The organism is Peribacillus sp. QJM3NY_7 (assembly GCF_056173225.1).
Genome location: NZ_CM149663.1, coordinates 3,026,712 through 3,048,965, shown reverse-complemented (window position 1 = coordinate 3,048,965; position 22,254 = coordinate 3,026,712). Strand labels below are relative to the sequence as shown.

21 protein-coding genes and 2 pseudogenes are annotated in these 22,254 nt (G+C 38.9%); 14 read left to right on the top strand and 9 right to left on the bottom strand.

Features of this window, described 5'->3' with window-relative positions:
• Positions 1-56 precede the first annotated feature (56 nt).
• From AC0VX1_RS14545 to AC0VX1_RS14535, 3 genes and pseudogenes are all read left to right on the top strand, one after another.
• Positions 57-1,520, top strand: coding sequence for a glycoside hydrolase family 68 protein (locus AC0VX1_RS14545; RefSeq protein ID WP_098936807.1), 1,464 nt, complete (start codon positions 57-59; stop codon positions 1,518-1,520).
• An 85-nt stretch (positions 1,521-1,605) separates the two neighbouring features.
• Positions 1,606-3,165, top strand: coding sequence for a glycoside hydrolase family 32 protein (locus AC0VX1_RS14540; protein ID WP_475467677.1), 1,560 nt, complete (start codon positions 1,606-1,608; stop codon positions 3,163-3,165).
• Positions 3,166-3,571: 406 nt separating this feature from the next.
• A pseudogene (locus AC0VX1_RS14535) lies at positions 3,572-3,833 on the top strand (flotillin family protein); the annotation flags it as partial.
• Between the two features lie 425 nt (positions 3,834-4,258).
• Here AC0VX1_RS14535 and AC0VX1_RS14530 read toward each other — a convergent pair.
• Positions 4,259-4,531 (bottom strand): hypothetical protein, encoded by a 273-nt coding sequence (locus AC0VX1_RS14530; RefSeq protein WP_057277415.1) that lies wholly within the window; start codon positions 4,529-4,531, stop codon positions 4,259-4,261.
• A gap of 198 nt (positions 4,532-4,729) precedes the next feature.
• Positions 4,730-6,349, bottom strand: coding sequence for an ABC-F family ATP-binding cassette domain-containing protein (locus tag AC0VX1_RS14525; protein ID WP_034307325.1), 1,620 nt, complete (start codon positions 6,347-6,349; stop codon positions 4,730-4,732).
• 344 nt (positions 6,350-6,693) lie between these two features.
• On the opposite strand from AC0VX1_RS14525, the gene AC0VX1_RS14520 reads away from it, so the two are divergent.
• A complete protein-coding gene (locus AC0VX1_RS14520) occupies positions 6,694-7,095 on the top strand; it encodes an RDD family protein (protein ID WP_063576010.1) in 402 nt (133 codons plus the stop codon).
• A 207-nt stretch (positions 7,096-7,302) separates the two neighbouring features.
• Here the strand turns inward: AC0VX1_RS14520 and AC0VX1_RS14515 are convergent, their stop codons facing one another.
• The gene (locus AC0VX1_RS14515) at positions 7,303-7,542 is read right to left on the bottom strand and encodes a ribbon-helix-helix domain-containing protein (protein ID WP_413022250.1); all 240 of its coding nucleotides are present in this window, start codon (positions 7,540-7,542) and stop codon (positions 7,303-7,305) included.
• Between the two features lie 348 nt (positions 7,543-7,890).
• Here AC0VX1_RS14515 and AC0VX1_RS14510 point away from each other — a divergent pair, with 348 nt between their 5' ends.
• Complete coding sequence (locus tag AC0VX1_RS14510) at positions 7,891-10,149, top strand: HelD family protein (RefSeq protein ID WP_475467673.1); 2,259 nt, start codon at positions 7,891-7,893, stop codon at positions 10,147-10,149.
• Between the two features lie 40 nt (positions 10,150-10,189).
• On the opposite strand, the gene AC0VX1_RS14505 is transcribed toward AC0VX1_RS14510, so the two are convergent.
• Positions 10,190-10,711, bottom strand: coding sequence for a GNAT family N-acetyltransferase (locus AC0VX1_RS14505; protein ID WP_063576011.1), 522 nt, complete (start codon positions 10,709-10,711; stop codon positions 10,190-10,192).
• 141 nt (positions 10,712-10,852) lie between these two features.
• Between AC0VX1_RS14505 and AC0VX1_RS14500 the strand changes: the two genes are divergently transcribed.
• A complete protein-coding gene (locus AC0VX1_RS14500) occupies positions 10,853-11,044 on the top strand; it encodes a hypothetical protein (RefSeq protein WP_034307314.1) in 192 nt (63 codons plus the stop codon).
• 78 nt (positions 11,045-11,122) lie between these two features.
• Positions 11,123-11,536: a hypothetical protein gene (locus AC0VX1_RS14495; RefSeq protein WP_145505272.1), complete on the top strand. Its 414-nt coding sequence runs from the start codon at positions 11,123-11,125 to the stop codon at positions 11,534-11,536.
• A 141-nt stretch (positions 11,537-11,677) separates the two neighbouring features.
• Here the strand turns inward: AC0VX1_RS14495 and AC0VX1_RS14490 are convergent.
• Together AC0VX1_RS14490 and AC0VX1_RS14485 are read right to left on the bottom strand one after the other, a co-directional pair.
• Positions 11,678-13,035: pseudogene (locus AC0VX1_RS14490) on the bottom strand (IS1182 family transposase).
• 363 nt (positions 13,036-13,398) lie between these two features.
• Positions 13,399-14,589 carry an alanyl-tRNA editing protein gene (locus AC0VX1_RS14485; RefSeq protein WP_268936165.1) on the bottom strand — a complete coding sequence of 397 codons (1,191 nt, stop codon included), beginning with the start codon at positions 14,587-14,589 and terminating at the stop codon, positions 13,399-13,401.
• 284 nt (positions 14,590-14,873) lie between these two features.
• Here AC0VX1_RS14485 and AC0VX1_RS14480 point away from each other — a divergent pair, with 284 nt between their 5' ends.
• The 3 genes from AC0VX1_RS14480 (at position 14,874) to AC0VX1_RS14470 (ending at position 16,389) form a co-directional block, all read left to right on the top strand.
• Positions 14,874-15,074 carry an Hpt domain-containing protein gene (locus AC0VX1_RS14480; protein WP_095678933.1) on the top strand — a complete coding sequence of 67 codons (201 nt, stop codon included), beginning with the start codon at positions 14,874-14,876 and terminating at the stop codon, positions 15,072-15,074.
• A 183-nt stretch (positions 15,075-15,257) separates the two neighbouring features.
• Positions 15,258-15,395: a hypothetical protein gene (locus tag AC0VX1_RS14475; RefSeq protein WP_156500294.1), complete on the top strand. Its 138-nt coding sequence runs from the start codon at positions 15,258-15,260 to the stop codon at positions 15,393-15,395.
• Positions 15,396-15,516: 121 nt separating this feature from the next.
• The gene (locus tag AC0VX1_RS14470; RefSeq protein ID WP_230137227.1) at positions 15,517-16,389 is read left to right on the top strand and encodes a CvfB family protein; all 873 of its coding nucleotides are present in this window, start codon (positions 15,517-15,519) and stop codon (positions 16,387-16,389) included.
• Between the two features lie 45 nt (positions 16,390-16,434).
• Here AC0VX1_RS14470 and cotJC read toward each other — a convergent pair whose 3' ends face one another.
• From cotJC to AC0VX1_RS14455, 3 genes are read right to left on the bottom strand one after another with little or no spacing between them, the layout of a single operon-like run.
• Entirely contained in the window at positions 16,435-17,004 is a 570-nt protein-coding gene (cotJC, locus tag AC0VX1_RS14465; protein WP_214811943.1) for a spore coat protein CotJC, read from the bottom strand.
• Between the two features lie 13 nt (positions 17,005-17,017).
• Positions 17,018-17,284 (bottom strand): spore coat protein CotJB, encoded by a 267-nt coding sequence (locus AC0VX1_RS14460; RefSeq protein WP_034307303.1) that lies wholly within the window; start codon positions 17,282-17,284, stop codon positions 17,018-17,020.
• Positions 17,285-17,518, bottom strand: a complete 234-nt coding sequence (locus AC0VX1_RS14455) for a spore coat associated protein CotJA (RefSeq protein ID WP_048679115.1) — start codon at positions 17,516-17,518, stop codon at positions 17,285-17,287. It lies immediately after the preceding gene.
• A 258-nt stretch (positions 17,519-17,776) separates the two neighbouring features.
• Here AC0VX1_RS14455 and AC0VX1_RS14450 point away from each other — a divergent pair, with 258 nt between their 5' ends.
• From AC0VX1_RS14450 to AC0VX1_RS14435, 4 genes are all read left to right on the top strand, one after another.
• Positions 17,777-18,574, top strand: coding sequence for a 3D domain-containing protein (locus AC0VX1_RS14450; protein ID WP_413022245.1), 798 nt, complete (start codon positions 17,777-17,779; stop codon positions 18,572-18,574).
• Between the two features lie 155 nt (positions 18,575-18,729).
• Positions 18,730-20,856, top strand: a complete 2,127-nt coding sequence (gene recQ, locus AC0VX1_RS14445; protein ID WP_475471789.1) for a DNA helicase RecQ — start codon at positions 18,730-18,732, stop codon at positions 20,854-20,856.
• A 124-nt stretch (positions 20,857-20,980) separates the two neighbouring features.
• Positions 20,981-21,187, top strand: a complete 207-nt coding sequence (locus AC0VX1_RS14440) for a cold-inducible protein YdjO-related protein (protein WP_034307297.1) — start codon at positions 20,981-20,983, stop codon at positions 21,185-21,187.
• An 855-nt stretch (positions 21,188-22,042) separates the two neighbouring features.
• Positions 22,043-22,237 (top strand): cold-shock protein, encoded by a 195-nt coding sequence (locus tag AC0VX1_RS14435; RefSeq protein WP_034307294.1) that lies wholly within the window; start codon positions 22,043-22,045, stop codon positions 22,235-22,237.
• Positions 22,238-22,254: the final 17 nt, after the last annotated feature.

Sequence of the window (22,254 nt, the reverse complement as noted above, 5' to 3'; positions counted from 1 at the left end):
GGAATCGCCTATAATTCTATTGTACTAGCAAACACATAAAACGAGGAGGAAGATTTATGAACTTTAGCAGGCTTGCCAAACAGGCAACAGCAGGAATACTTAGTACTGGCATTCTATTAAGCGGTACTGTTACCCAATCCTTTGCAGCTCCAAAGGATCCGGCGGATTACAAAGAAACGTACGATACTTCACAAATCACTCGATCAGCTATGAAAGATATGATTAATCAGCACGGTGATACTAGATATGCCGTTCCTAGGTTTGACGAATCCACAATTAAAAACATCCCTTCTGCCAAAAAAGTAACGGAATCAGGCGAAACCATTGATTTAGATGTGTGGGATACATGGCCATTGCAAAACGCTGATGGAACTGTTGCAGAGTACAAAGGATATCATATCGTTTTTGGATTGGCAGGCGATCCTAAAAACGCGAGTGATACGTTTATCTACATATTCTACAAAAAAGTGGGCGACAACTCCCTTGATGCTTGGAAGAATGCTGGAAGAGTATTTGATGACAATGATAAAAACGTTCCAAATGATCCTTACCTAAAAGAGCAAGCCGAAGAGTGGTCAGGTTCTGCAACCTTCACTGAGGACGGGGAAGTTCGCTTATTCTATACAAACCGTGAACCGTATAAACCTGAGTCAGGGAATTATGGGAAACAAACCTTGACAACCGCTCAAGTAAACCTTTCAGAGCCAGATTCTGAAACATTAAAAGTGGATGGTGTTGAGGATTACAAATCCATCTATGAAGGCAAAGACAGCAAGTACTACCAAACTGTAGATAAATTTGTAGAGGACGGAAATTCCGCTGATAATCATACATTCAGAGACCCTCACTATGTAGAAGACAACGGCCGCAAATACCTTGTGTTTGAAGCAAATACGGGTACAGAATATGGCTACCAAGGCGAAGAATCGCTATACAATAGAGCTTATTATGGCAACAGCAATAAATTCTTCCAGGGTGAGAAAAACAAACTTTTGCAAAGCCCTAAAAAAGAGTTAGCTGAACTTGCAAACGGTGCAATTGGAATCATTGAAGTAAACGACGATTATACATTGAAAAAAGAAATGAAGCCATTGATTGTTTCAAATACGGTCACAGATGAAATCGAACGTCCAAACATCTTTAAAAAGGACGGCAAGTGGTATTTATTCACAAGTTCAAGAGGATCAAAAATGACCATTGATGGAATCGATAATCAAGATATTTACATGTTAGGCTACACGTCAAATTCCTTAACTGGCCCATATAAACCATTAAATAAAACGGGCATCGTCCTGCATCAGGATCTAGATCCATATGACATCACTTGGAACTATGCACACTATGCGATCCCGCAGGCTGGCAGTGATAATGTTGTAGTGACAAGCTACATGACAAACAGAGGTTATTTTGAAGACAATAAATCTACCTTTGCCCCAAGCTTCCAGCTTAACATTAAAGGGAAACAAACATCGGTAGTAAAAGACAGTATTCTTGAACAAGGCCAGATTACGGTTAAGTAGTTACCCAATGAAAAGAAAAAGAAAATGTCAGGAAAACTTGGCATTTTCTTTTTTCTATTTTAAAAGAGAAAAGTGGTGAGTTTAAGTGAACAAAAAGAAATATAAGATGGTTGGATTATTCTTTCTTGGATTATGGATGGTTATTTGCACAGGAATTTTGATTCATTCATTTTATAAAACAAAAGAAGCTAATCCGCCAAATAAGGTAGAAAAGCACTCATACCGGGCTGCCTATCATTTTACTTCTCCTGATCATTGGAAAAACGATCCACAGAAGCCCCTTTACTATGAAGGAAATTATCATTATTTTTACCTTTATAATGGAGATTACCCGGATGGCAATGGTACAGAATGGCGACATGCCACCTCTAAAGATTTGATTCACTGGAAGGATGAAGGAATTGCCATTCCAAAATATACGAATCAAAATGGGGATCCATGGACAGGGTCAGTCGTGTTTGACAAGGAAAATACAGCTGGGTTTGGAAAAGGGGCTTTTGTGGCGATCGTAACACAACCATCTAAGGATGGCCAGAAACAAGAACAATTTCTATGGTACAGTACGGACAAAGGAAATACGTTTACCTCTTACAGTGACGAGCCTATTATGAAAAATCCAGGAACGAAGGATTTTAGAGATCCAAAAATCATCTGGGATAACACGAATCAAAAATGGGTCATGACCATGGCCGAAGGATCGAAAATAGGTTTTTATGAGTCTTATAACCTGAAAGATTGGCGCTATACGAGCAGTTTTTCCACTAAGAACATTGGAGTTTTAGAGTGCCCTGACCTTTACCAGATCCGCGCTGATGACGGGACAGTAAAGTGGGTGCTGGGCGTCAGTGCAAACGGAAAAGCAGCAGGGAAACCCAACACCTATGCATACTGGACAGGAACGTTTAATGGAACGGAATTTCTTCCAGATAACAATGAACCGCAATGGCTAGACTACGGTTTCGATTGGTATGGCGGAGTAACGTTTGAAGATGGCAAGGCAAGTGACAAATTAGACAAACGCTATGCCCTCGCTTGGATGAATAACTGGGCCTACGCCAACAATACGCCGACATTAAAAGAAGGGTTTAACGGAATGGATTCGATCGTCCGTCAAATTGAACTAAAGCGTGAAGGCGAGAATAAGTATTATCTTTCTTCACAGCCTTCTGAAGCATTAAAAGAATTGATAAGCTCAACGAATTCTTTTAATAAAATCGAAGTGGATGGCTCGGAAACACTTGATTTTAAAGGAGATGCCTATCAAATAGAGGCGGATCTCTCATGGTCGGATTTTAAGAATGCAGGATTTAGGCTCAGGGAGTCAGATGATCAAAAACGCCACGTTGACGTAGGCATCTCTGCAGAAGGAAATTACTCTTATGTCAATCGGGTATTCACAGATCAACCTGACGAAACGAATCAGTTGGTTGAAAGTATTGCACCATTTGATGTCAGTAAGAAGAAGGTTCATTTAAAGATTCTCGTCGATAAAACGAGTATTGAAGTTTTTGTGGATGATGGAAAGGTTGCTTATTCAAACTTAATATTCCCTCATGCCGAAGATAAGGGAATTACTCTCTTCTCCGAGGGCGGCAAAGCGATCTTTAAGAATATGAAGGTTACACATTTTGATCCGATTAATTGAATCTCATCTTGGCAGATACCTTTCATATGAGTACACATACATTCTTTTATAAGAAATAACTCTTCAAATATGAAAATTTACTAAAAGGGGCCCCACCAACATTTAGCAATTTCGACATAAAAAAGCCCGATTTCTATAAGCTAAGACTGTCTTATATGTACTGAAACTTATCTTTGTCATATTAACTGATCATATATAAATGTATGAGTTATTGAACATAAACAGATGAGGAAAATCCTCATAAATCCTTCAGCTAAAATGTGTTAAGAAACTTAGGTTTTCTGAACAGAACCTTAGTTCTTAACACCTTACGGAAAAGATACAATTTTAGGTTTAATTTCTCCCAGAAGCACTTGGGATTAATGGATAATCATATACCATATATATTCTTTAATTCTCACATAAGACAGTCGAGGAAATTTATAAAAACCGTGAAAAGTTTCCCTAGGAGTTACAGTGGGCAGCCTCGAACGACTTAGCTAAAGTGGGACTCATTATCGTAACGTCCACCAATAAAGACGTTTGGGATAAAAATGGATATCGTGAGTCGCTTGGAAAGCCAAGGATTACGCAGGTGAGGGAGGGTGATATAGCTCGTCGATGCAGAGAAAAAATCGCGAATCAAGCGAGCCGAAGCGAACATGAATATGGCAGCAAGAAAGGAAGAATAACAGGGGGGAATTTAAGGGGCACTTACCCCAGTATGTAGACAAAGTGGGTTCGGAAATCAACACCCCAATTGTATAGGCAAAAAACTGTTGGTCCAATCATATAGACAAGGGAGCGACGGTTTGTAGACTACTATTATCTAAAAGTTAAACCAAAGTTGATTGGAGAGAAAGGTGCGAGACTCCTGCGGGAAAAACGCGTCCAGGGGAGACCCCGCAGGCGCAAAGGCGCCGAGGAGGATTCCCGGACCGCCCGCGGAAAGCGTGTGCCTGGAGCGGAAATCAACATCTAAATCGTACAACCATGAAAAAACTGTAGGCAAACTCAATTTTAATCAAGTTTGCCTATAGTCTCAGGTAAGGGACGATTATACTCTTACCTTTTTTTGAATAGTTTTGACAGTTTATCTGGCCTTTTATACTACTTAACAAATATGTTCGTCATACTCGGTTTTCAAGTAATTCATCATCCTTTGTTTCTGGTGTGAATAATGAAAGCAATTAAAGTAGTAGGAAAAGTCGTCAAAAAAGAGAGGGTTTTTATCATCGAAGCTATAAGAATTTAAAAAATCCGAGATTACTTTTTCTTGTTCCACTACATCGAACAATCCGGATATATAAAAATGATAACTGAATTTATCATATAAAAAAAGATATCCTGTATCATCAAAAATATTTTTCACTGTATGACCATCCAATTCTAACTCACTCCTTCCTTACCAATATACCTTTTTATCCATGAAATTATTCAGGGCTCATCTTTCAGGGAATATTATTATATTTATTGCAGCGTGTTTTTTATGCCTTCAATACATTAAAGGTATGGAATAAATGCAGGCAGAAGGAATAGCGAACGAAAAAAGCACATCCAATAAGGATGTGCTTTCATAAAAGTATTATTTGTACATTTCAGCGACTTGTTTTTGCAATTCGCCATTTTCAAGGTACTCATCATAACTCATTTGCTTATCGACTGTACCTTTTGGAGTAAGTTCAATGATCCGGTTCGCAATAGTTTGGATGAACTGATGATCATGAGAAGAGAAGATCATAGATCCTTTAAAGCTGATCAAACCGTTGTTTAATGCCGTAATCGATTCTAAGTCCAGATGGTTGGTAGGTTCATCAAGCATCAGGACGTTCGAACCGCTTAACATCATTTTGGAAAGCATACAGCGGACTTTTTCGCCCCCTGAAAGTACACTTGCCTTTTTCGTGACTTCATCGCCAGAGAATAACATCCTGCCCAAGAAACCGCGCAGGAAGCTTTCGCTCTGGTCATTAGGAGAATATTGACGGAGCCAATCGACAAGATTTAAATCGACACCTTCAAAGAATTCAGCATTATCTTTAGGGAAGTAAGCCTGAGATGTTGTAACGCCCCATTTGAATGAGCCGCCATCCGGTTCGATTTCACCTGCCAAGATTTTGAACATTGTTGTTTTAGCAATCTCATCTTTACCGACAAATGCAATTTTATCGCCTTTATTCATCGTGAAGCTGACATTATCCAATATTTTTACGCCATCGATCGTTTTCGAGATTCCATCTACACGAAGCAGGTCGTTCCCGATTTCACGTTCAGGAGTAAAGCCGACATATGGATAGCGGCGTGAAGAAGGCTCGATGTCATCCAAGCTGATTTTATCCAATAATTTCTTACGGGATGTAGCCTGGCTCGATTTGGATGCGTTGGCACTGAAACGCGCGATGAAATTTTGAAGCTCTTTGATTTTTTCTTCTTTTTTCTTATTGGCATCTTGAGTCAGTTTAAGGGCAAGCTGGCTAGATTCATACCAGAAGTCATAGTTACCGATATAAACTTTGATTTTACCGAAATCAAGATCCGCGATATGTGTACAAACCTTGTTAAGGAAGTAACGGTCATGGGAAACTACGATAACAGTGTTTTCAAAGTTGATTAGGAATTCTTCCAGCCATTTGATCGCTTTTAAGTCCAAGTGGTTGGTAGGCTCATCCAGTAATAGAACATCCGGTTTACCGAATAGTGCCTGGGCAAGCAATACTTTAACTTTGTCGCCACCATTCAATTCAGCCATTTTCTTCGTATGCAGGTCTTCTGTAATCCCAAGGCCTTTTAAGAGGATTGAAGCTTCGGGTTCAGCTTCCCATCCGTTTAATTCGGCAAATTCCCCTTCAAGCTCGGCCGCTTTCATTCCGTCTTCGTCGGTGAAGTTTTCCTTCATATAGATGGCATCTTTTTCTTGCATGACTTCATATAATCTTTCATGTCCCATAATGACGACTTTAAGGACTTCTTCCTCTTCATAAGCGAAGTGATCCTGCTTTAGAACGGCAAGGCGTTCGCCTGGCCCCATATGGACATCACCGGATTGTGCTTCAATTTCACCTGAAAGGATTTTTAAGAAAGTGGATTTACCGGCACCATTCGCACCAATCAGGCCATAGCAGTTACCAGGAGTGAATTTTATATTAACATCTTCAAACAGTTTACGATCGCCATAACGTAAACCAACATTATTTACTGTAATCATTTATTTACATTCCTCCAAAATACTTTTGTTTCAACGTGTTCAACACTTTGTTTCATTAGTTTTACGCTGATTCATACAAACAGCAGTTTACAATCTTGTATGTTTTAAACTGTGCATCATTTAAATTGTATCTTATTTCTTAGGAAAATTAAAGGCAGATTAGTAAAAACAAACGTTTATAAGCAAAAATTACACAAGGATTTAATTTTGTTTATAAATTGCAACCTATAAATGTAAGTACTATTTTTTTATTGAATATGATTATGGGTATAAAGTCTCATTACACAACAACTTTATAATTGGTAATATAGGTAACTGTAACTAATACAATGGGAGGAACATATATGAGTGATTCAGTAGGTTTTTGGAAACGTCTTTTTGCAGGTGTTTTGGACGGCATAATAGTATCAGCACCATTAGCGATAATTTTCGGGGTGATTACCGGTGATTGGGAAAACGAAAATTTTTCAACTCTTTTTAACTTTCTTTACATGGTGATTGTCCCGATACTATGGTATGGCTATACAGTTGGTAAAAGGATTATGGGTATACGCATAGTAAGGATGGACGGCAAAAAATTAGGCATAGGCACTATGCTATTGAGGTATTTAGTTGCTGCTTTGGTATATGCCATTACATTAGGGATAGGGTTTATTGTCAGTGCATTCATGGTTGGCATAAGGAAAGACCATAGATCGATACATGATTTCATAGCAGGTACATACGTGACATCAAATGAACCATGAATAACGGATAAGCAGTTTAATAGCTGCTTTTTTTTTTGCGAAAATACAGATTCAAACCGATATGATTTTTTAAATATGGAGGAAATTTAGCCGAATACTTTATTGTACGGTATTTAGGTATAAATATTACATTGGAAACCACGATAGAATATCTCTAGCGGTAATACAGTGGCAGTTAGGAAGCTAAAGAGCACTTAACCTTAATGGTCAAGTGCTTTTGTTATTCAAAACCTCTTTATTTTGATTGATGATGATTTTATTTCTTAAAATCATTTCTTTATTATTAAGTCCAACATTAAGTTCTTTTGTATCATTCACTTTTTCCAGCAGTGAAATTACGGATATTTCCAGTAATTCAGAAATAGGCATTTGTGTTTTGGATGATAAGATTTCAAGTTCATCGATTAATTTAGGGGATAGCATTGGTTGTTTTTGATTTATTTCCATGACAGGACCCGCTTTCTTAAAAAAGTTATGTAATTGTCATTTAAGTATATAATGTCAGTTTCCGATAAAACATTAAAGTTGCGTTATTTATGTTAAGAGTTGATGACAATTACAGAAGAAAGGCATATCCATGAAGGTCTCAGCATAAGTCAACATACCAAAGCTAAATCCAATCTGGAATATATCGTGTATTCTTCGAATTATATGAAATATCAGGGAAGGTACATTACAACTATATAATTCTATGTCTCCAGATTTGTCAACCATTGGCTTTTCTGATAGTATAAATGTCCATTTCGTCTTAGCATCGGCATTTTAATAAGTTTGATCAATATACAAGGAAGGGGAGTGATTTCATTGGGTAATCACCCTGATTTTGAACAGGAACGACAGCGGCTGGATTTTACAAAACGTTATATCGATGTAGTCATCAAAACATCTGAAACAAGCAAAGATCAATTTCAGCGGAATATGCAAGAAGCCTTTGGCGATGCCGATTGGTCTGAATCTGCGTTATATTCACAGCTGCTGACGACGGCCAACTTTTTTGAGATGTCCAAAACCGAACTTGAAAGTTTACGCAAAGCAAGTAAAAAACCTTACTTTGCAAGAGTGGATTTTGAAAGGAATGATGGGGAGAGAGGCGAAGTCCTTTATTTCGGAAAAGCATCTCTTTATCAGAGGGAAAGCCAGGAACAGATCATCGTCGATTGGCGTTCACCGATTGCAAATCTGTATTATGAGGGACGGATTGGTGAAATAGAATATGAAGCGGAAGGGGAGACATTCAGCGGGAACATCACTTTAAAAAGACAGCTAATGATAGAAGAAGGTGTCTTGGAGGAGATAAGGGACATTGATTTGACAACAACGGATGAATTGTTGCAGGAATCCCTTTCCAAGAGTTCCAGCAATCGATTGACGGATATCATCACCACGATCCAGGAAGAACAGAATAAAATCATTCGGGCAGATTTGAATAAACCTATCATTGTCCAGGGCGCAGCGGGCAGCGGTAAAACCACAATCGCTTTACATAGGATCTCTTATTTCATTTACCACTATAAAGACTTGTTCGATCCGCGACAATTAATGATTCTTGCTCCGAGCCGGGTATTCATTGATTACATATCTGAAGCTTTACCTGAATTGGGTGTCGAAAAGGTAAAACAATTCACGTTTTCCGAATATGTTCAGGCAGCGATAGGAAAGCAAGTGAAGCTTATAGCGGATGATAAATTAACGCGATTGCTGGAAAAAGATGATGAAGAAATTAATTCAGCCGTCTGGATATCAGGTCTGAAAGGATCCCCTGCCTTTAAATATATATTGGACGAATATATAAAGGATATTTTCAGTGGGTTTCATCCGGATGCTGATTTTTATTGTGATAAATATCGCCTCTATTCCGCTAAGAAGTTCATTAGATTATTGGAAGAGGATTATTGGTATTTACCGTTATACAGCAGGCTGGACAAACTGAAGGCCATTTTACAAAATGAAGTGAAATTAAAAAAGAAAACAATGCTTGAACGTGTTGTTGATCTTTATGATGCCAAAATCGAGAAGGCGCTCTATAAGAATATCGATCCAGTCATACGCACGGAATTTGTTACAAAATGCCTCGATAAAAAAGAGGAAAGGATAGGACAGATCCAAAAGGCGATCCGTTCTTCTGTAAAAGCGTATTTTAAGCAATTCAAAAGTAAAGATCTCCTGGAGTACTATCAGGAATTATACCAAGATCCAGAGCGCCTCGCCTCATACAGCAACGGTAAGCTTACTGTTGAAGATGCCAGGGTTTTATGTGAGTACAATCATAAATTATTTTCTGCTAATAGTTATGAGATAGAGGACTTAGGAGCACTATTATATCTTCAGGAGCGGCTTTTCGGTGTCGATAAAGAAAACAAAGCAAAAAATGTTGTCATTGATGAGGCACAGGATTATAGCTTCATGCAGTTACAGGCCCTAAAGACGGCAGTGGATACCGATATGTTCACACTTGTAGGCGACCTTGCACAAGGCATCCATTCATACCGCGGACTTCAAACATGGGAAGAGGTTCACAGTCGTATTTTCCCTCGGGCGACGTATACTGAATTACAAAAAAGCTACAGAACAACTGTTGAAATTATGAAACAAGCTAATGAAATACTTCAGTTGTTAACATACGATTTCCCGGAAGTTGAACCCGTGGTCCGGCATGGCAAGGATCCAGAATTCATTTACATTGAAAAGGAAGGTTGGGAAGAAGAACTGATCGAGCTGATCGCAACCCTTAGTGGAGAAGGTTTTAAAACGTTTGCCGTTATTGCCAAAACGATGAAAGATTGCAAGCTGGCAAATGAGAAACTAAGTGAATTCCATCAAGGCTTTCATTTAATAGATGAAGCGGGAAACATCCCTAAAGATAAAACATTGATTGTTCCTTCCTATCAAGCCAAAGGTCTCGAATTCGATGTCGTATTTGCAATATCCCTCGAAGAAGCGTATTGCCACGAAAACGAACTTGATATCAAATTGCTGTACGTAACAATGACAAGGCCATTGCACAGGCTATATTTTTTAGGTAAAGAGAAAAATGCTTTCCTTATTGAGACATGAAAGGGGGAGGGTGGAATGCCACCACCTCCTCGTGAAATGCTCATAGATGCAAAAGGATATCCTGAATATCTTCCCATCCGAAACCGACTTCGATAAGCTCGACGCCTGCCATTTTAACGGTTTTTTCAGCTATCACTTGACCTCCAAGTGCTTTGTAAAAACCGCATGATGGGTTATCCTTTAATGCCCAGATTATTAAATTCTTATGTTCCATTTTCATAAGCTCATGTATGACCGCTTTTATCATTTTTCGTCCAAGTCCCTGTTGTTGATATTCTTTTAAAAAATAAATGGCATATACTTCACCTTGAAAATGCGGATCATTCGTTTGTTCTGGTCCACCGGCAGCGAAACCGATGATTTCCCCATTGGCGTTTTCCGCAACAAAGGTAGCATTATGCAGCATTTTTAAATTCCTTAGCCAGTTTTTCTTTTTGGCTTCCAGATTCATGGAAGACAAATATTGATCCGGAAGGATTCCTTTATAAGTTGTTTTCCAGCTGTTTATATGTACTATTGCTATTCCATCTACATCTTCTTCTATGGCTTTCCTTATCTTCATAAAAAACACCTTCAGATTTTCATATTTCCCCCTAGAATATCATGGAAAAAGTGAATAAGCATTTTATTTATGTTTATAACTGCTTTTGAAAGGATAAGAAATAAAAGAGTGATCAACCAGATGAAGGGAAGGATGAGAAAGATGAAATTGAAAGTTGGTTTTTATTTTCCGGGCGGCAAAGAACTAGAGCATGAGGTTGAAGGTGATGATTCAACTCAAATGATTTCAAATATTCAAAAGCACCGTTATTATAATTTAGTTAAAGGCGATTGCCATTATGTCGTAGATACGGAAAAAGCAGCATATTTTTCTGTAACCGAAATATTGGATTGAGAATGAACCGCATTGGACTTTTATTCCATTGCGGTTTATTCTTTTTGTTGTAAGGAAACCGGAAAAGGAGTATCGTCAATGAAAATCAATTTTACCAAGAAACAGTATGAAACATTATTCAAAATGGTTCAGTACGGATATTGGGTTGCTTCCGATACTGAAGATAATAAAGAATTCAGTGAAATGGAACAGTATATCAATTCCTTTGCGAAAGATTTCGGCATGGAAGGAGTACAGTTTATAAAGGATTACGAAATGTATGATCTGAGCAGGGAATTGGAGGATCAACTTCATACAGTCATAAATGAGTATGAAGATGGAGTGTTCAGGGATAAGCTTGCCTACCATTTGGCTAGGAAAGAGTTCGCCTTGGAGTCGGAAAACCATGAATACAATCAGGAGGAAGCGTTTAAACGTATCATGGAGCTCGAGGAAAAATATCATCTTCATATTGAAGAACACGGGTTAGGGAAATTGAAAATAGGAGAATAAAAAGAGAGAGGACGTAATCTGTCCTCTCTTCAGTTTGTAGACAAAAGGGGTTCGGAATTAAAAAATTCCGAACCCCTTTTAGAGATTCCCTTTGAATTTTTTCCTGAAGTTAGGAGATTGGGGCTCTACGAGCCCACTATGTTAGGCCATTTTTGGACCTCGCCATGTCCAATTGGCCATCTTCTTTAAATTAATAGCAGCGAAAGTAAGCATCGCCTGCATCGACAATTTTTTAAGTCCCCTTAAAGTTGTCCAACGCATACCATGCTTTTCTTTTGCATCTGCGAATACACGCTCAATCGTTTCTTTACGTTTCGCATATATAGTTTTTACATCTTGATGATGACGCAGATGATTTGCTTCTTCCACATGTGTTTGCCAAATATGCCGTGTCACCACTTTTTGATGGTCTTTGCTTTCTGTACACTGAGATAAAAATGAGCATGTCGCACAAGTGTGTTTGGGTGATTTATACTCGCGGTAGCCTTCTTTATTGGTTGTTGAGTACTTTAATAGCTCTCCCGAAGGACAAAGGTAACAATCAAAATGTTCATCGTATACATAGTCCTGTTTGCGGAAAAATCCTTCTTTGGTGCGAGGACGTGTATAAGGTAAAGCCGGTATGATTTCTTTGTTAAATAGGTAGCTTGTAATCGCTGGTGTTTTATAAGCTGCATCTGCGGCAACGGCTTCCGGTTTTCCAACTTTCTCAATCACTTGTTCAACTAGTGGCTCTAAGATCTGACTGTCATGTATATTTCCAGGTGTTACAATCGTTCCCAATACAAAACCGTTGCGATCTGCAGCCGCGTGGAATGAATAGGCAAACTGTTTTGTTCGTTCATCTTTCACATAGTAGCCACTCTCAGAATCCGTTGTACTTTCTTTAATCTCTTTGGTCTCTTCTTTATCAAATTTATCTGATGGAAAAGGCTTCTTTCCATGGTTTTCACGATCTTGATTGATTTCTTCTTGAAGACGCCCTTGATACGCTCGTGTTTCTTTACGAACGATTTTCTTTTCAAATTTCCGTTTATTCGCACTGGCTTTCACATGTGTGGAATCCACGAAAACGTGTTCAGCACTTATTAACTTTTTATTAGCAGCTGTCATTAAAATGCGATAGAAAATCTGTTCAAACAGGTCTGTATCTTTAAAGCGTCGCTCATAATTTTTCCCGAACGTGGAGTAGGAGGTACTTTATCATGGAAACCATAGCCTAAGAACCAACGGTAAGCCATATTGGTTTCAACTTCTTCAATCGTTTTACGCATGGAACGAATACCGAAGGTATATTGAATGAATGTCAGTTTAACTAAAATAACTGGATCAATACTTGGGCGTCCTACCTCTGAATACATCTCTTTCACCAAGTCATAAATGAAAGTGAAGTCAATGGCAGCCTCCATTTTACGAACCAAATGGTTCGGTGGCACCAGTTGATCTAACGTAATCATTTCAAGTTGATCTCGCTGAATAGAATCATGTTTAGAAAGCATCCTCATCACCTCAAGTTTTAATACTTCTATTTTAAAACAAAAATGACTCCAGGCAAAAGTGTTTATCTAAAAGGTAAGACAAAGTTGATTGGAACGGAAGGTACGAGACTCCTGCGGGAAAAGCGCGTCTAGGGGAGACCCCGCAGGCGAAAGCCGAGGAGGCTCCCCGACCGCCCGCGGAAAGCGAGTGCCTGGAGTGGAAAATCAACGGCCAATTGTACAACTCATAAAAAATAGACAAACTCGATTTTCATCGAGTTTGTCTACAGTCTGGAGAGAGGACGTAATCTGTCCTCTCTTTTCTGAATTTGAGAAGTAATGATTTCCATGATCATCACGTATGCCATCCATTACGGATCGGTTTTATGCACGAGGATTTTGACCTAATTTTTCAACTGAGTATTGATAAAATGCAATTAAGTCATTTTGTGATGCAAAGCCTGCTTGTGCAGTACGTCCGTTCCCTCCGCCTTTTCCATTATAGGAGCCCAGTTCCGCTTTGAAATATTGTCCGCAATTAAAGGGATTGTCCCCGCTGTGCGAGAGGATGACCTTTTGCTCCTTACGTGATGCTAATAATACAGTAACCTTTTCTTTTTTTACAATCGTACCTGCAAGGTAAAGCAGTTCTTTCATTGAGCTATCTTCGAAAATATGAGAAATGAATCCCCCTCCATTTTCTGCAAGCAGGGAGTCAGCAAGAAAATTTGCATTTTCAAGTTTTAAGTTTTCATTTGCCGATAGCAGCTGCTTATAGTCATTTTCAAGTTTCTCCACCCTATTCAGGATCTCTGTACGTCCGGTATTGAATTTAGTCGATAATGCAGAAAGAATTCCTAGACTTTCGGAATAATCATTCAATGCCCTGAAGCCGCACTTAAAGTAGAGACGGGTAAGCTCCTTCTGCTTCTCCGCTTTGAAAATTTTTATTAACCCAATCTCACCGGTACGCTCTACATGAGTTCCACCGCAAGGGTTATATTCAATTCCTACTATCTCAACAATACGGATATTTTCAGACACTTTAGGCATTTTGACGACAGGAAGTGTCTGTAGTTTCTCGTTTGTTACATAATAGATAAGTAATTCGCGATTCTCGATGATATATTGATTAACTAGCTTTTCAGCAGCAGCCGTATGTACCTCAGTCCATTGAAATCCTGCCATTATATCGATCGTTAAATATTCCTTACCAAGGTGAAAGCTAACCGTATTAGAGTCAAACAGTTCCCTGCAGACAGCAGAGAGTAGATGCTGGCCGCTATGCTGTTGCATATGATCGAAGCGGCGGGGCCAATCAAGTTCACAGTGGACGATCTCTGAATCTGGCCGTCTCTCCATCTTATGAAGAATCTTTCCATCATTGTCTTTTATAACGTCAAGAACGGTGATTCCTTCTATTTTACCAGTATCTGCTGGCTGACCGCCGCCTTCGGGATAAAAAGCGGTTTCTTCAAGAGTGATATAGTAAAAGCCATTTTCTACAATGGTCTCCCGAATTTCGGTATCCCATTGGGAGGTCTTGGTGGACGTGTAATATAATTTTTTTGTCATGAATGATTTCTTTTTCCTTTCAGTTGATCATTAAATTATATCACCGAAATACTAGAGTTTAAAATCGCGGGTTTTAGAAGATTAGTCAGGGATAAAAGCAAAACTTTATGACAAATTCTAAATAAATTGTGCAAGATGGCAATAACTATTTATAGACTGCCCTTTTGATGTAAAATACTCCTGAAAGTATATACTTTAGACCAATTAAAAATGCATTAAACAGATTTATGTAGTTAAAGGATAATTATAGGGACCTTTGGGTTGGGAGGGTTAAGTGATATGAAGTGAATCTTGTAAATGTGGAAAAATATAAAAACAGCTTATTTGGGAATATAAAAAATAAACTTTCTGATTGGCTGGAGCTGGATGTAGGGCAGACCATTCCGGCTCAAGAGATATTCCGATTTCTGCATTCAGTCAAAGGGTCGGCTGGAATGCTGCAATTATGTGGACTTATGGCCATCACCGAAAAGCTATTTGATTGACTTGATGTAGAAAGGCTTTTCAAAAGCTGAAATCCTCACCTCCGGACGCCATTGTACTGGATATCCTTCTTGAAGAGGGGGAGATGGACGGCTGGGCGATCCTGAGGGAATTAAAAGAATCCTCTGATTTGAATGAGTCCCGTTTTTGTTTCGACTGCACTTGGAAAGGGAGAAGGGGATGCCTTGGGAGCTAAGGATTATTTAGTTAAACCTTATAAACCGAGCCAATTATCCAAAGTGATCATGCATACCTTGTTAAGTAACGGTAAACAAGGGCAGATATTAATCCCGCAGGCATTTCATGGAGAAAACAAGGGGTAAAAAATAAAAAACCGTAATAGGTATACAGAACATCAAAAAAATGATAAATTCAAATATGTTGGAAAAATAAATAATTGGGTACAATTGTAGGTAAAGGTAAGTTACAGGAGGATTTTTATTCATGCAAAAAATTCAGGCCGGCATGGCTGTAGAGTTAGAAGTGGAACGTAAGGCTGATTTCGGATGGTTTTTAACGGATGGTTCAGAAGATGTCTTACTTCATCATAATGAAATGAATGAAGGAACGGAACTTGAGATTGGCGATGAAGTAACTGTTTTCATCTACCATGACAAACAAGCAAGGCTAACAGCGACAATGAAGATACCCGAAATTCAGATTGAACAGTATGGCTGGGCGGAAGTTGTCAATGTGAAAAGGAAACTTGGTGTTTTTGTTGACATCGGTCTTTCGAAAGATATTCTTGTATCCCTGGATGACCTTCCGAATATAGATCGATTATGGCCTGAGGTTGGTGATCGTCTATATGTATCCCTGAAGACAGATCGTCATGATCGCCTGTTTGGTAAACTTGCAACCGAAGATGTCATTCAGGAGATTGCAGTAACAGCTCCATTAAAAGGGATTCGTAACACCAGTATTAAGGGAAATGTCTATCGTTTGCTTATGGTTGGATCATTCTTTATTTCAGAAGAAGGGTACCGCTGTTTCATTCACGAAAGTGAACGCAAGGAGGAGCCCCGTCTTGGTGAATTAGTTGAAGGGCGCGTCATTGATAGTAAAGAAGATGGAACGCTTAACGTTTCTTTAATCCCCTTTAAACAAGATTTAATGGGGGAAGATGCTGATGTCATTTTCACTTATTTAATGAATCGCGGCGGTGCAATGCCTTATGGTGACAAAACGCCACCTGATGATATCAAGTTCCACTTCGGTTTGAGCAAGGGAGCGTTCAAGCGTGCTCTCGGCAAACTGATGAAAGAAGAAAAGATTTACCAGGAAGATGGATGGACATATTCTTCAGACCGTAAATGAAAAAAGCAGCGGATTTTATCCGCTGCTTTTTTATTGTGAATTTCATTAAAAGAACTTCTTTTTACCTTTTTCTTCTTTTAAAATCTCCACCGCTTCCCTGAACCTCATCGAATGGATAATTTCCCTCTCACGCAAAAATCTGAGTGAATCATTGATATCGGGATCATCCGAGATGTCGATCAACCACTGATAAGTTGCTCTGGCCTTCTCTTCAGCGGCGATGTCTTCATATAAATCTGCAATCGGATCGCCCTTGGCTTGGATATATGTGGCAGTAAATGGATTCCCTGCTGCGTCATGATAAAAAAGGGCACTATCATGATTGGCATAATGTTCACCTAGGCCAGCTGCAGCCATCTGCTGAGGGGTGGCGTCTTTTGTAAGCTTATAAATCATTGTGGCAATCATTTCGAGATGGGCGAATTCTTCCGTTCCGATATCCGTAAGCAGGCCAATCACTTTATCAGGAATTGTATATCGTTGATTTAAGTATCGGAGTGCTGCAGCCAACTCGCCATCAGCACCTCCGTATTGTTCTATTAAATATTTAGCCAATCGGGGATTACAGTCTCTTACTTTAACTGGATATTGCAGCTTCTTTTCATAAACCCACATAGCTCATCTCTCCTTATACCTGCCATGGCCAAGGGCCTTGGCCCCATTCCCATTTATTTTCACCGCCTGGACTGTTTCCAAATCCCAATAATGGACCATATTTAGGCTCAAAAACCGATTTCAGTTGTTGGGAGTATTCATGAAATTGATTGAATTGCTGTAAAGCCTGCTGGTCGTTAGGATGTGTATCCAAATAAAGAGTCAACTCGACAAGTACGAAATCGGCAGCCTGTATTTGTTCAAGCAACTGATAATATTCATCATCCAGTTTCTTATTCATTTACGTCTCCCTTTCCCGATATGGATTATCATAAAAATCATAAAAGAATTTCCAAAGTGTACCGTATTTCAAAGCTTCTTCCGGAGTGAACTGCTCCATATTGGGCGGTTGAAAATTAATATACAAATTAGGAGGTGTCCTGTAATACTTTCTCCCAATAGGCGGACACGGATCGAATTTACTATGGAAAGGTTTATATGACTTAACTAGGGTAAAAGTCTTTTCGCGAGTCACAAAAAAATACCTCCTTTGTAAAGATATAGCCTCTAATTTTTATGCCTCGGTAATGCATAATATGACTGCTTTGGCCTGGAAAGGGAATTAAATGGAAAATGATGTTTTTTCAGAATATTATAAAATCTTGTTATAGTCCCGTTATCTTACTGAGATGTTTGTCATCTATTCTTTATCTGTTTGTTCTTTGTATAGAAAAAAACTATGTTAAGATTTAACTCGTAGCTTATAAAGCAGCTCACAAGGAGGTAACAACATATGAAAAAATCAATCTTATCGTTAGCGGCAGCGGCTGCTATATCCGGTGCATTCACAATTCCGGTACAAGCAGAAGATGTCAAAGTGAAAGATGGAGACACATTATGGGGGATATCTCAAACATATAAAGTATCAGTAGAAGATATTAAGTCTTGGAACGATTTGTCTTCAGACGCGATTTATGCCGGAGAAACCATACATATTTCTCAAGAAGAGCATTATAAAGTAAAGTCAGGGGACACATTATCGGGAATTGCACACAAATATGATGTAGGGGTAAATGATATTAAATCTTGGAACGGTTTAAGTTCAGATACAATCCATCCTGGTCAAGAATTTGTCATTAAACCGGCAGCTAACAAAGTCGAAGCTGCAAGTGTAGGGCCTGCACAGAAATCAGGGCAAGCAGCACAAGCAGAGCAATCCGAACCAGCTGAACAAACTAAGCCGGTTGAACAATCGGAACCAGCAGATTCAAACAATGAATCCCAAGATCAAGCCGAATCTGGAAAAGAGATTTCTGTTAGTGCAACCGCCTATACGGCTGATTGTCAAGGCTGCAGCGGAACAACAGCAACAGGAGTGGATTTGAAAGCTAATCCAGATGCAAAGGTGATTGCTGTGGACCCATCAGTCATTCCGCTAGGCTCAAAGGTTTATGTTGAAGGTTATGGCTATGCAACGGCAGCCGATACAGGCAGTGCCATCAAAGGGAATAGAGTGGACATATTTGTTCCAAACGAACAGGATGCCGTGAATTGGGGCGTTAAAAACGTTAAAGTGAAAATCCTGAATTAATTTAGCCATGCAAAACATGTTTATATATTGAAAAAGCAGACACAGACATATTGTGTCTGCTTTTTTGTCCTTTAGGTTGTCGGGAAAAGCAGGTACAATAGAAGAAATAGATCCTTATAAATCCTTAGAAGGTAAATAGGAGGAATAGTAAATTGATGGAAAAAGCACGTGAATATTTACAAGAATACTTTGGTTATGAGTCATTCCGAAAAGGTCAGGAACAGATTATCGAACAGGTGTTGGGAGGGATAAACACAGCGGGAATCATGCCTACCGGCGGAGGTAAATCAATATGTTACCAAATTCCAGCCCTTCTGTTACCAGGTGTAACACTCGTTATATCCCCACTAATTTCCTTGATGAAGGACCAAGTAGATGCCCTCGAACAAAATGGGATTGATGCCACGTTTCTTAATAGCTCCATTTCTGGGTTAGAATCATCCAATAGAATGAACGATATTAAGCATGGTAGATATAAGCTGGTTTATGTTGCACCTGAACGTTTGGAAAATCCTGCATTTCAACAGGATCTATTTAATGTGGAAATTTCTATGGTTGCCATTGATGAGGCCCACTGTATATCTCAATGGGGACATGACTTCAGGCCAAGCTACCTAAAAATCAAAACCTTATTGAAAAACATGCCATCCGCTCCGACTGTACTGGCTTTAACGGCAACTGCCACACCGCATGTGACAGCTGATATATGTCAGTCGCTCGGAATATCTGTACAGCATACGGTATCCACGGGATTTTCCAGAGATAACCTGTTCTTTTCCGTTGTGAAAGAAGAAAATCGCAGTCGGTTTTTAATGCGCTATTTGGAGAAAAACAAAAATGAATCGGGTATCATATATGCAGCAACCAGGAAAGAAGTCGATTCCTTGTATGCCAAGCTAATTAAAGCCGGATTCAAAACAGGTCGATATCATGCTGGCATGAATGAAAAAGAACGGTCGGAACAGCAGGATCAATTCATTCGTGATGACGTTCCCTTGATGGTAGCGACATCTGCCTTCGGGATGGGAATCGATAAGTCGAATGTTAGATACGTCATCCATTACCAAACTCCAAAGAACATGGAGAGTTATTATCAGGAAGCGGGCCGTGCAGGGAGGGATGGTTTGGATAGCGAGTGTATCCTCTTATATTCCCCACAGGATATGCAGATACAGCGTTTCTTGATTGATCAATCAAATCCCTCTCAGGAGTGGCAATCCCAGGAATTGAAGAAATTGAACAGAATGAAGGATTATTGTTTTACCGAAGGATGTTTGCAAGCCTTCATTCTTAGATATTTTGGAGAAGAAAACCCTGAAGATTGCGGTCATTGCGAAAATTGTACAGATAAACGTGACTCTGTTGATGTAACTACACATGCACAAATGGTCCTTTCGTGCATGTTGCGAATGGGGGAGCGATTCGGTAAAACGATGATTTCCCAAGTGCTTACGGGATCACGCAATAAGAAAATTGAAGAGTTCGGATTCCAGAAGCTTTCAACCTATGGTATCATCAATGATCAAACTGCGAAGGATGTTGGTGATTTCATTGATTTCCTGACAGCAAAACAGTATATCGAAATGACGGGCGGACAGTTTCCGGTTCTTAAAGTTACCAATGCTGGCAGGGAAGTGCTTTTGGGACAGAAAAAAGTCCTGCGTAAGGAAATAAAAAAAGTAAGCAGCATCAGTGCTGATCATGGGCTGTTTGAAGAGTTGAGACAGTTAAGAAAAGAATTGGCAAGTATGGAAAATGTACCTCCATTCATTATTTTTTCCGATGCATCTTTGAAAGATATGGCCGTCAAACTGCCGAGGACGGAAGAGGAATTCCTGGAAGTCAAAGGGGTGGGGATGCAGAAATTCGAACGCTTCGGAGACGCATTTTTACAAGTGATTTCCCAGTATGTACAGGCACACCCTGAGTTAGAAACGAATACTATGGTTACAAAGGAAACGGTAAAGAGAGCTACTAAACCATCTCACTTAGAAAGCTATCGCTTATATCAGGAAGGCAAATCAATCAAGGAAATAGGGACATTGAGAGGATTGTCTGCCATTTCAATTGAAAATCATTTATTAAAGTGTGCAGAAGAACACTTGGATATCAATTGGGATGAGATTTTCTTGGAGAAAGATTTTAATCTTGTTTTGGAAACTGCGAAACAATTGGATTCAGAAAAATTGAAACCACTTAAAGAAGCCCTGCCCGAACATATTTCCTACTTTATGATCAAAGCGATCTTGGTTAAGGCAGGGCTGGAAAACGAAAGGTGTTAAGGTTTTTTGGATAATTTCTTCATTGAATAAATAAGAATTTGGTTTAATGCGTATACTAGGAATGATAAAAAGGTGAAATTTCGCTCCTTTAATCAGAGTCTTTATAAAAAAGAGGAGGTTGCTCATGTATTTTGGTAAAAAGAATTCAGAGGAACCGGAAATAGTTATGGAAGATACGATAGTATATGCATGCGGATCAGCGGATTGCAATGGTTGGATGAGAAAAGATTTTGCCTCGGAAAACTATGATTGCCCAATGTGTGGAAGTCAATTGGTTGAAGAAATCAGGGAGCTCCCAAAAATTGAAAATGAGTATAATGCGTTTAAATAAAAGAGGTGAATCATAGCCTCTTTATTTTTTATTTTGAGAAGGAAGGATGGAGGAGTGTTTTTATCTGGGATTAATGCTTTACATATAAAGATATGTATGATATTATTAGATTTCAGTGTTATGAAAAGAATGCACTGGAGGGTAATTTAAAGTAACATTTTTATTAATAAAATAATTTTTCATCATTTTCATGATGAAGTAGAAACGAGTTAAACACATTTAGAAAAAAGAAATACATGTTATCACCAAGTATTTTCCTCGATCCATTTCTGTTCTTCATTAACTTACTTCTATGTACCATTTGTCTTTTGGAATTTAATCTACCCAATTGGAATTACGGACGGTTTTAATTAATAAACATGTACTTACAAGCTTTTATCTGATTCTCGCAGGCACGGTCTAGGAACCGTATGGATGGGAGAGAGGCAGGGCTTTCATTGTTTTAGGTTTTGGCATTAAAAATTACTCTCGTGTTCGCTTCGATTTGAAATGTTCAACGAACGAGCAGGAAGAACCATATGGAATGGATTCTTAAACAGGCGCAGTCTCGATTATCTGAAGGGTAAGTCAGGGACTGTGTTTCATTTTGGGGAATACTTTCTTTTTTAGAATCTTTCCTCAAATATATAAAGCATATATATGATATAATGGTAACTGAGATATGAAAAATTCATGCCGTAATCTCAAGTTCTTACCATTCAAAAAGTTTGGTTGAAAGAACAATAATCATACTTAGATTTGCGAATGGTTATTTACTCACAATTTAGATTAAACGCCATCTATTCTTCTTTTATCTTTATGGCTTGTGATCTGTTATGCAGGACGGAGTCAATTCAATTCTAAGGAGTGAGATATATGTATAGAAGAAATAATACGGAAGAAATCATTCCTGAAGAAACAAAGGTGTGGGAATGTACATCAGAAGATTGCAAAGGTTGGATTCGCGATAACTTTACAAGTAATGATGAACATGTTTGTCCGTTATGTAGCAGCGAGATGAAACCCGGCACCAGAATGCTTCAAGCAATTAACAATCCAAGAAACTATTAAGGCTATAAAAAAAGCTG

Bases quoted from the DNA above. Each gene is read 5' to 3' on its own strand.
- AC0VX1_RS14440 (WP_034307297.1), top strand. From the start codon at position 20,981: ATGTATTTTGGTAAAAAGAATTCAGAGGAACCGGAAATAGTTATGGAA.
- AC0VX1_RS14495 (WP_145505272.1), top strand. From the start codon at position 11,123: ATGAAAATCAATTTTACCAAGAAACAGTATGAAACATTATTCAAAATG.
- AC0VX1_RS14485 (WP_268936165.1), bottom strand. From the start codon at position 14,589: ATGACAAAAAAATTATATTACACGTCCACCAAGACCTCCCAATGGGAT.
- AC0VX1_RS14500 (WP_034307314.1), top strand. From the start codon at position 10,853: ATGAAATTGAAAGTTGGTTTTTATTTTCCGGGCGGCAAAGAACTAGAG.
- AC0VX1_RS14515 (WP_413022250.1), bottom strand. From the start codon at position 7,542: ATGGAAATAAATCAAAAACAACCAATGCTATCCCCTAAATTAATCGAT.
- recQ (WP_475471789.1), top strand. From the start codon at position 18,730: ATGGAAAAAGCACGTGAATATTTACAAGAATACTTTGGTTATGAGTCA.
- cotJC (WP_214811943.1), bottom strand. From the start codon at position 17,004: ATGTGGGTTTATGAAAAGAAGCTGCAATATCCAGTTAAAGTAAGAGAC.
- AC0VX1_RS14505 (WP_063576011.1), bottom strand. From the start codon at position 10,711: ATGAAGATAAGGAAAGCCATAGAAGAAGATGTAGATGGAATAGCAATA.
- AC0VX1_RS14460 (WP_034307303.1), bottom strand. From the start codon at position 17,284: ATGAATAAGAAACTGGATGATGAATATTATCAGTTGCTTGAACAAATA.
- AC0VX1_RS14520 (WP_063576010.1), top strand. From the start codon at position 6,694: ATGAGTGATTCAGTAGGTTTTTGGAAACGTCTTTTTGCAGGTGTTTTG.
- AC0VX1_RS14435 (WP_034307294.1), top strand. From the start codon at position 22,043: ATGTATAGAAGAAATAATACGGAAGAAATCATTCCTGAAGAAACAAAG.
- AC0VX1_RS14450 (WP_413022245.1), top strand. From the start codon at position 17,777: ATGAAAAAATCAATCTTATCGTTAGCGGCAGCGGCTGCTATATCCGGT.
- AC0VX1_RS14525 (WP_034307325.1), bottom strand. From the start codon at position 6,349: ATGATTACAGTAAATAATGTTGGTTTACGTTATGGCGATCGTAAACTG.
- AC0VX1_RS14545 (WP_098936807.1), top strand. From the start codon at position 57: ATGAACTTTAGCAGGCTTGCCAAACAGGCAACAGCAGGAATACTTAGT.
- AC0VX1_RS14470 (WP_230137227.1), top strand. From the start codon at position 15,517: ATGCAAAAAATTCAGGCCGGCATGGCTGTAGAGTTAGAAGTGGAACGT.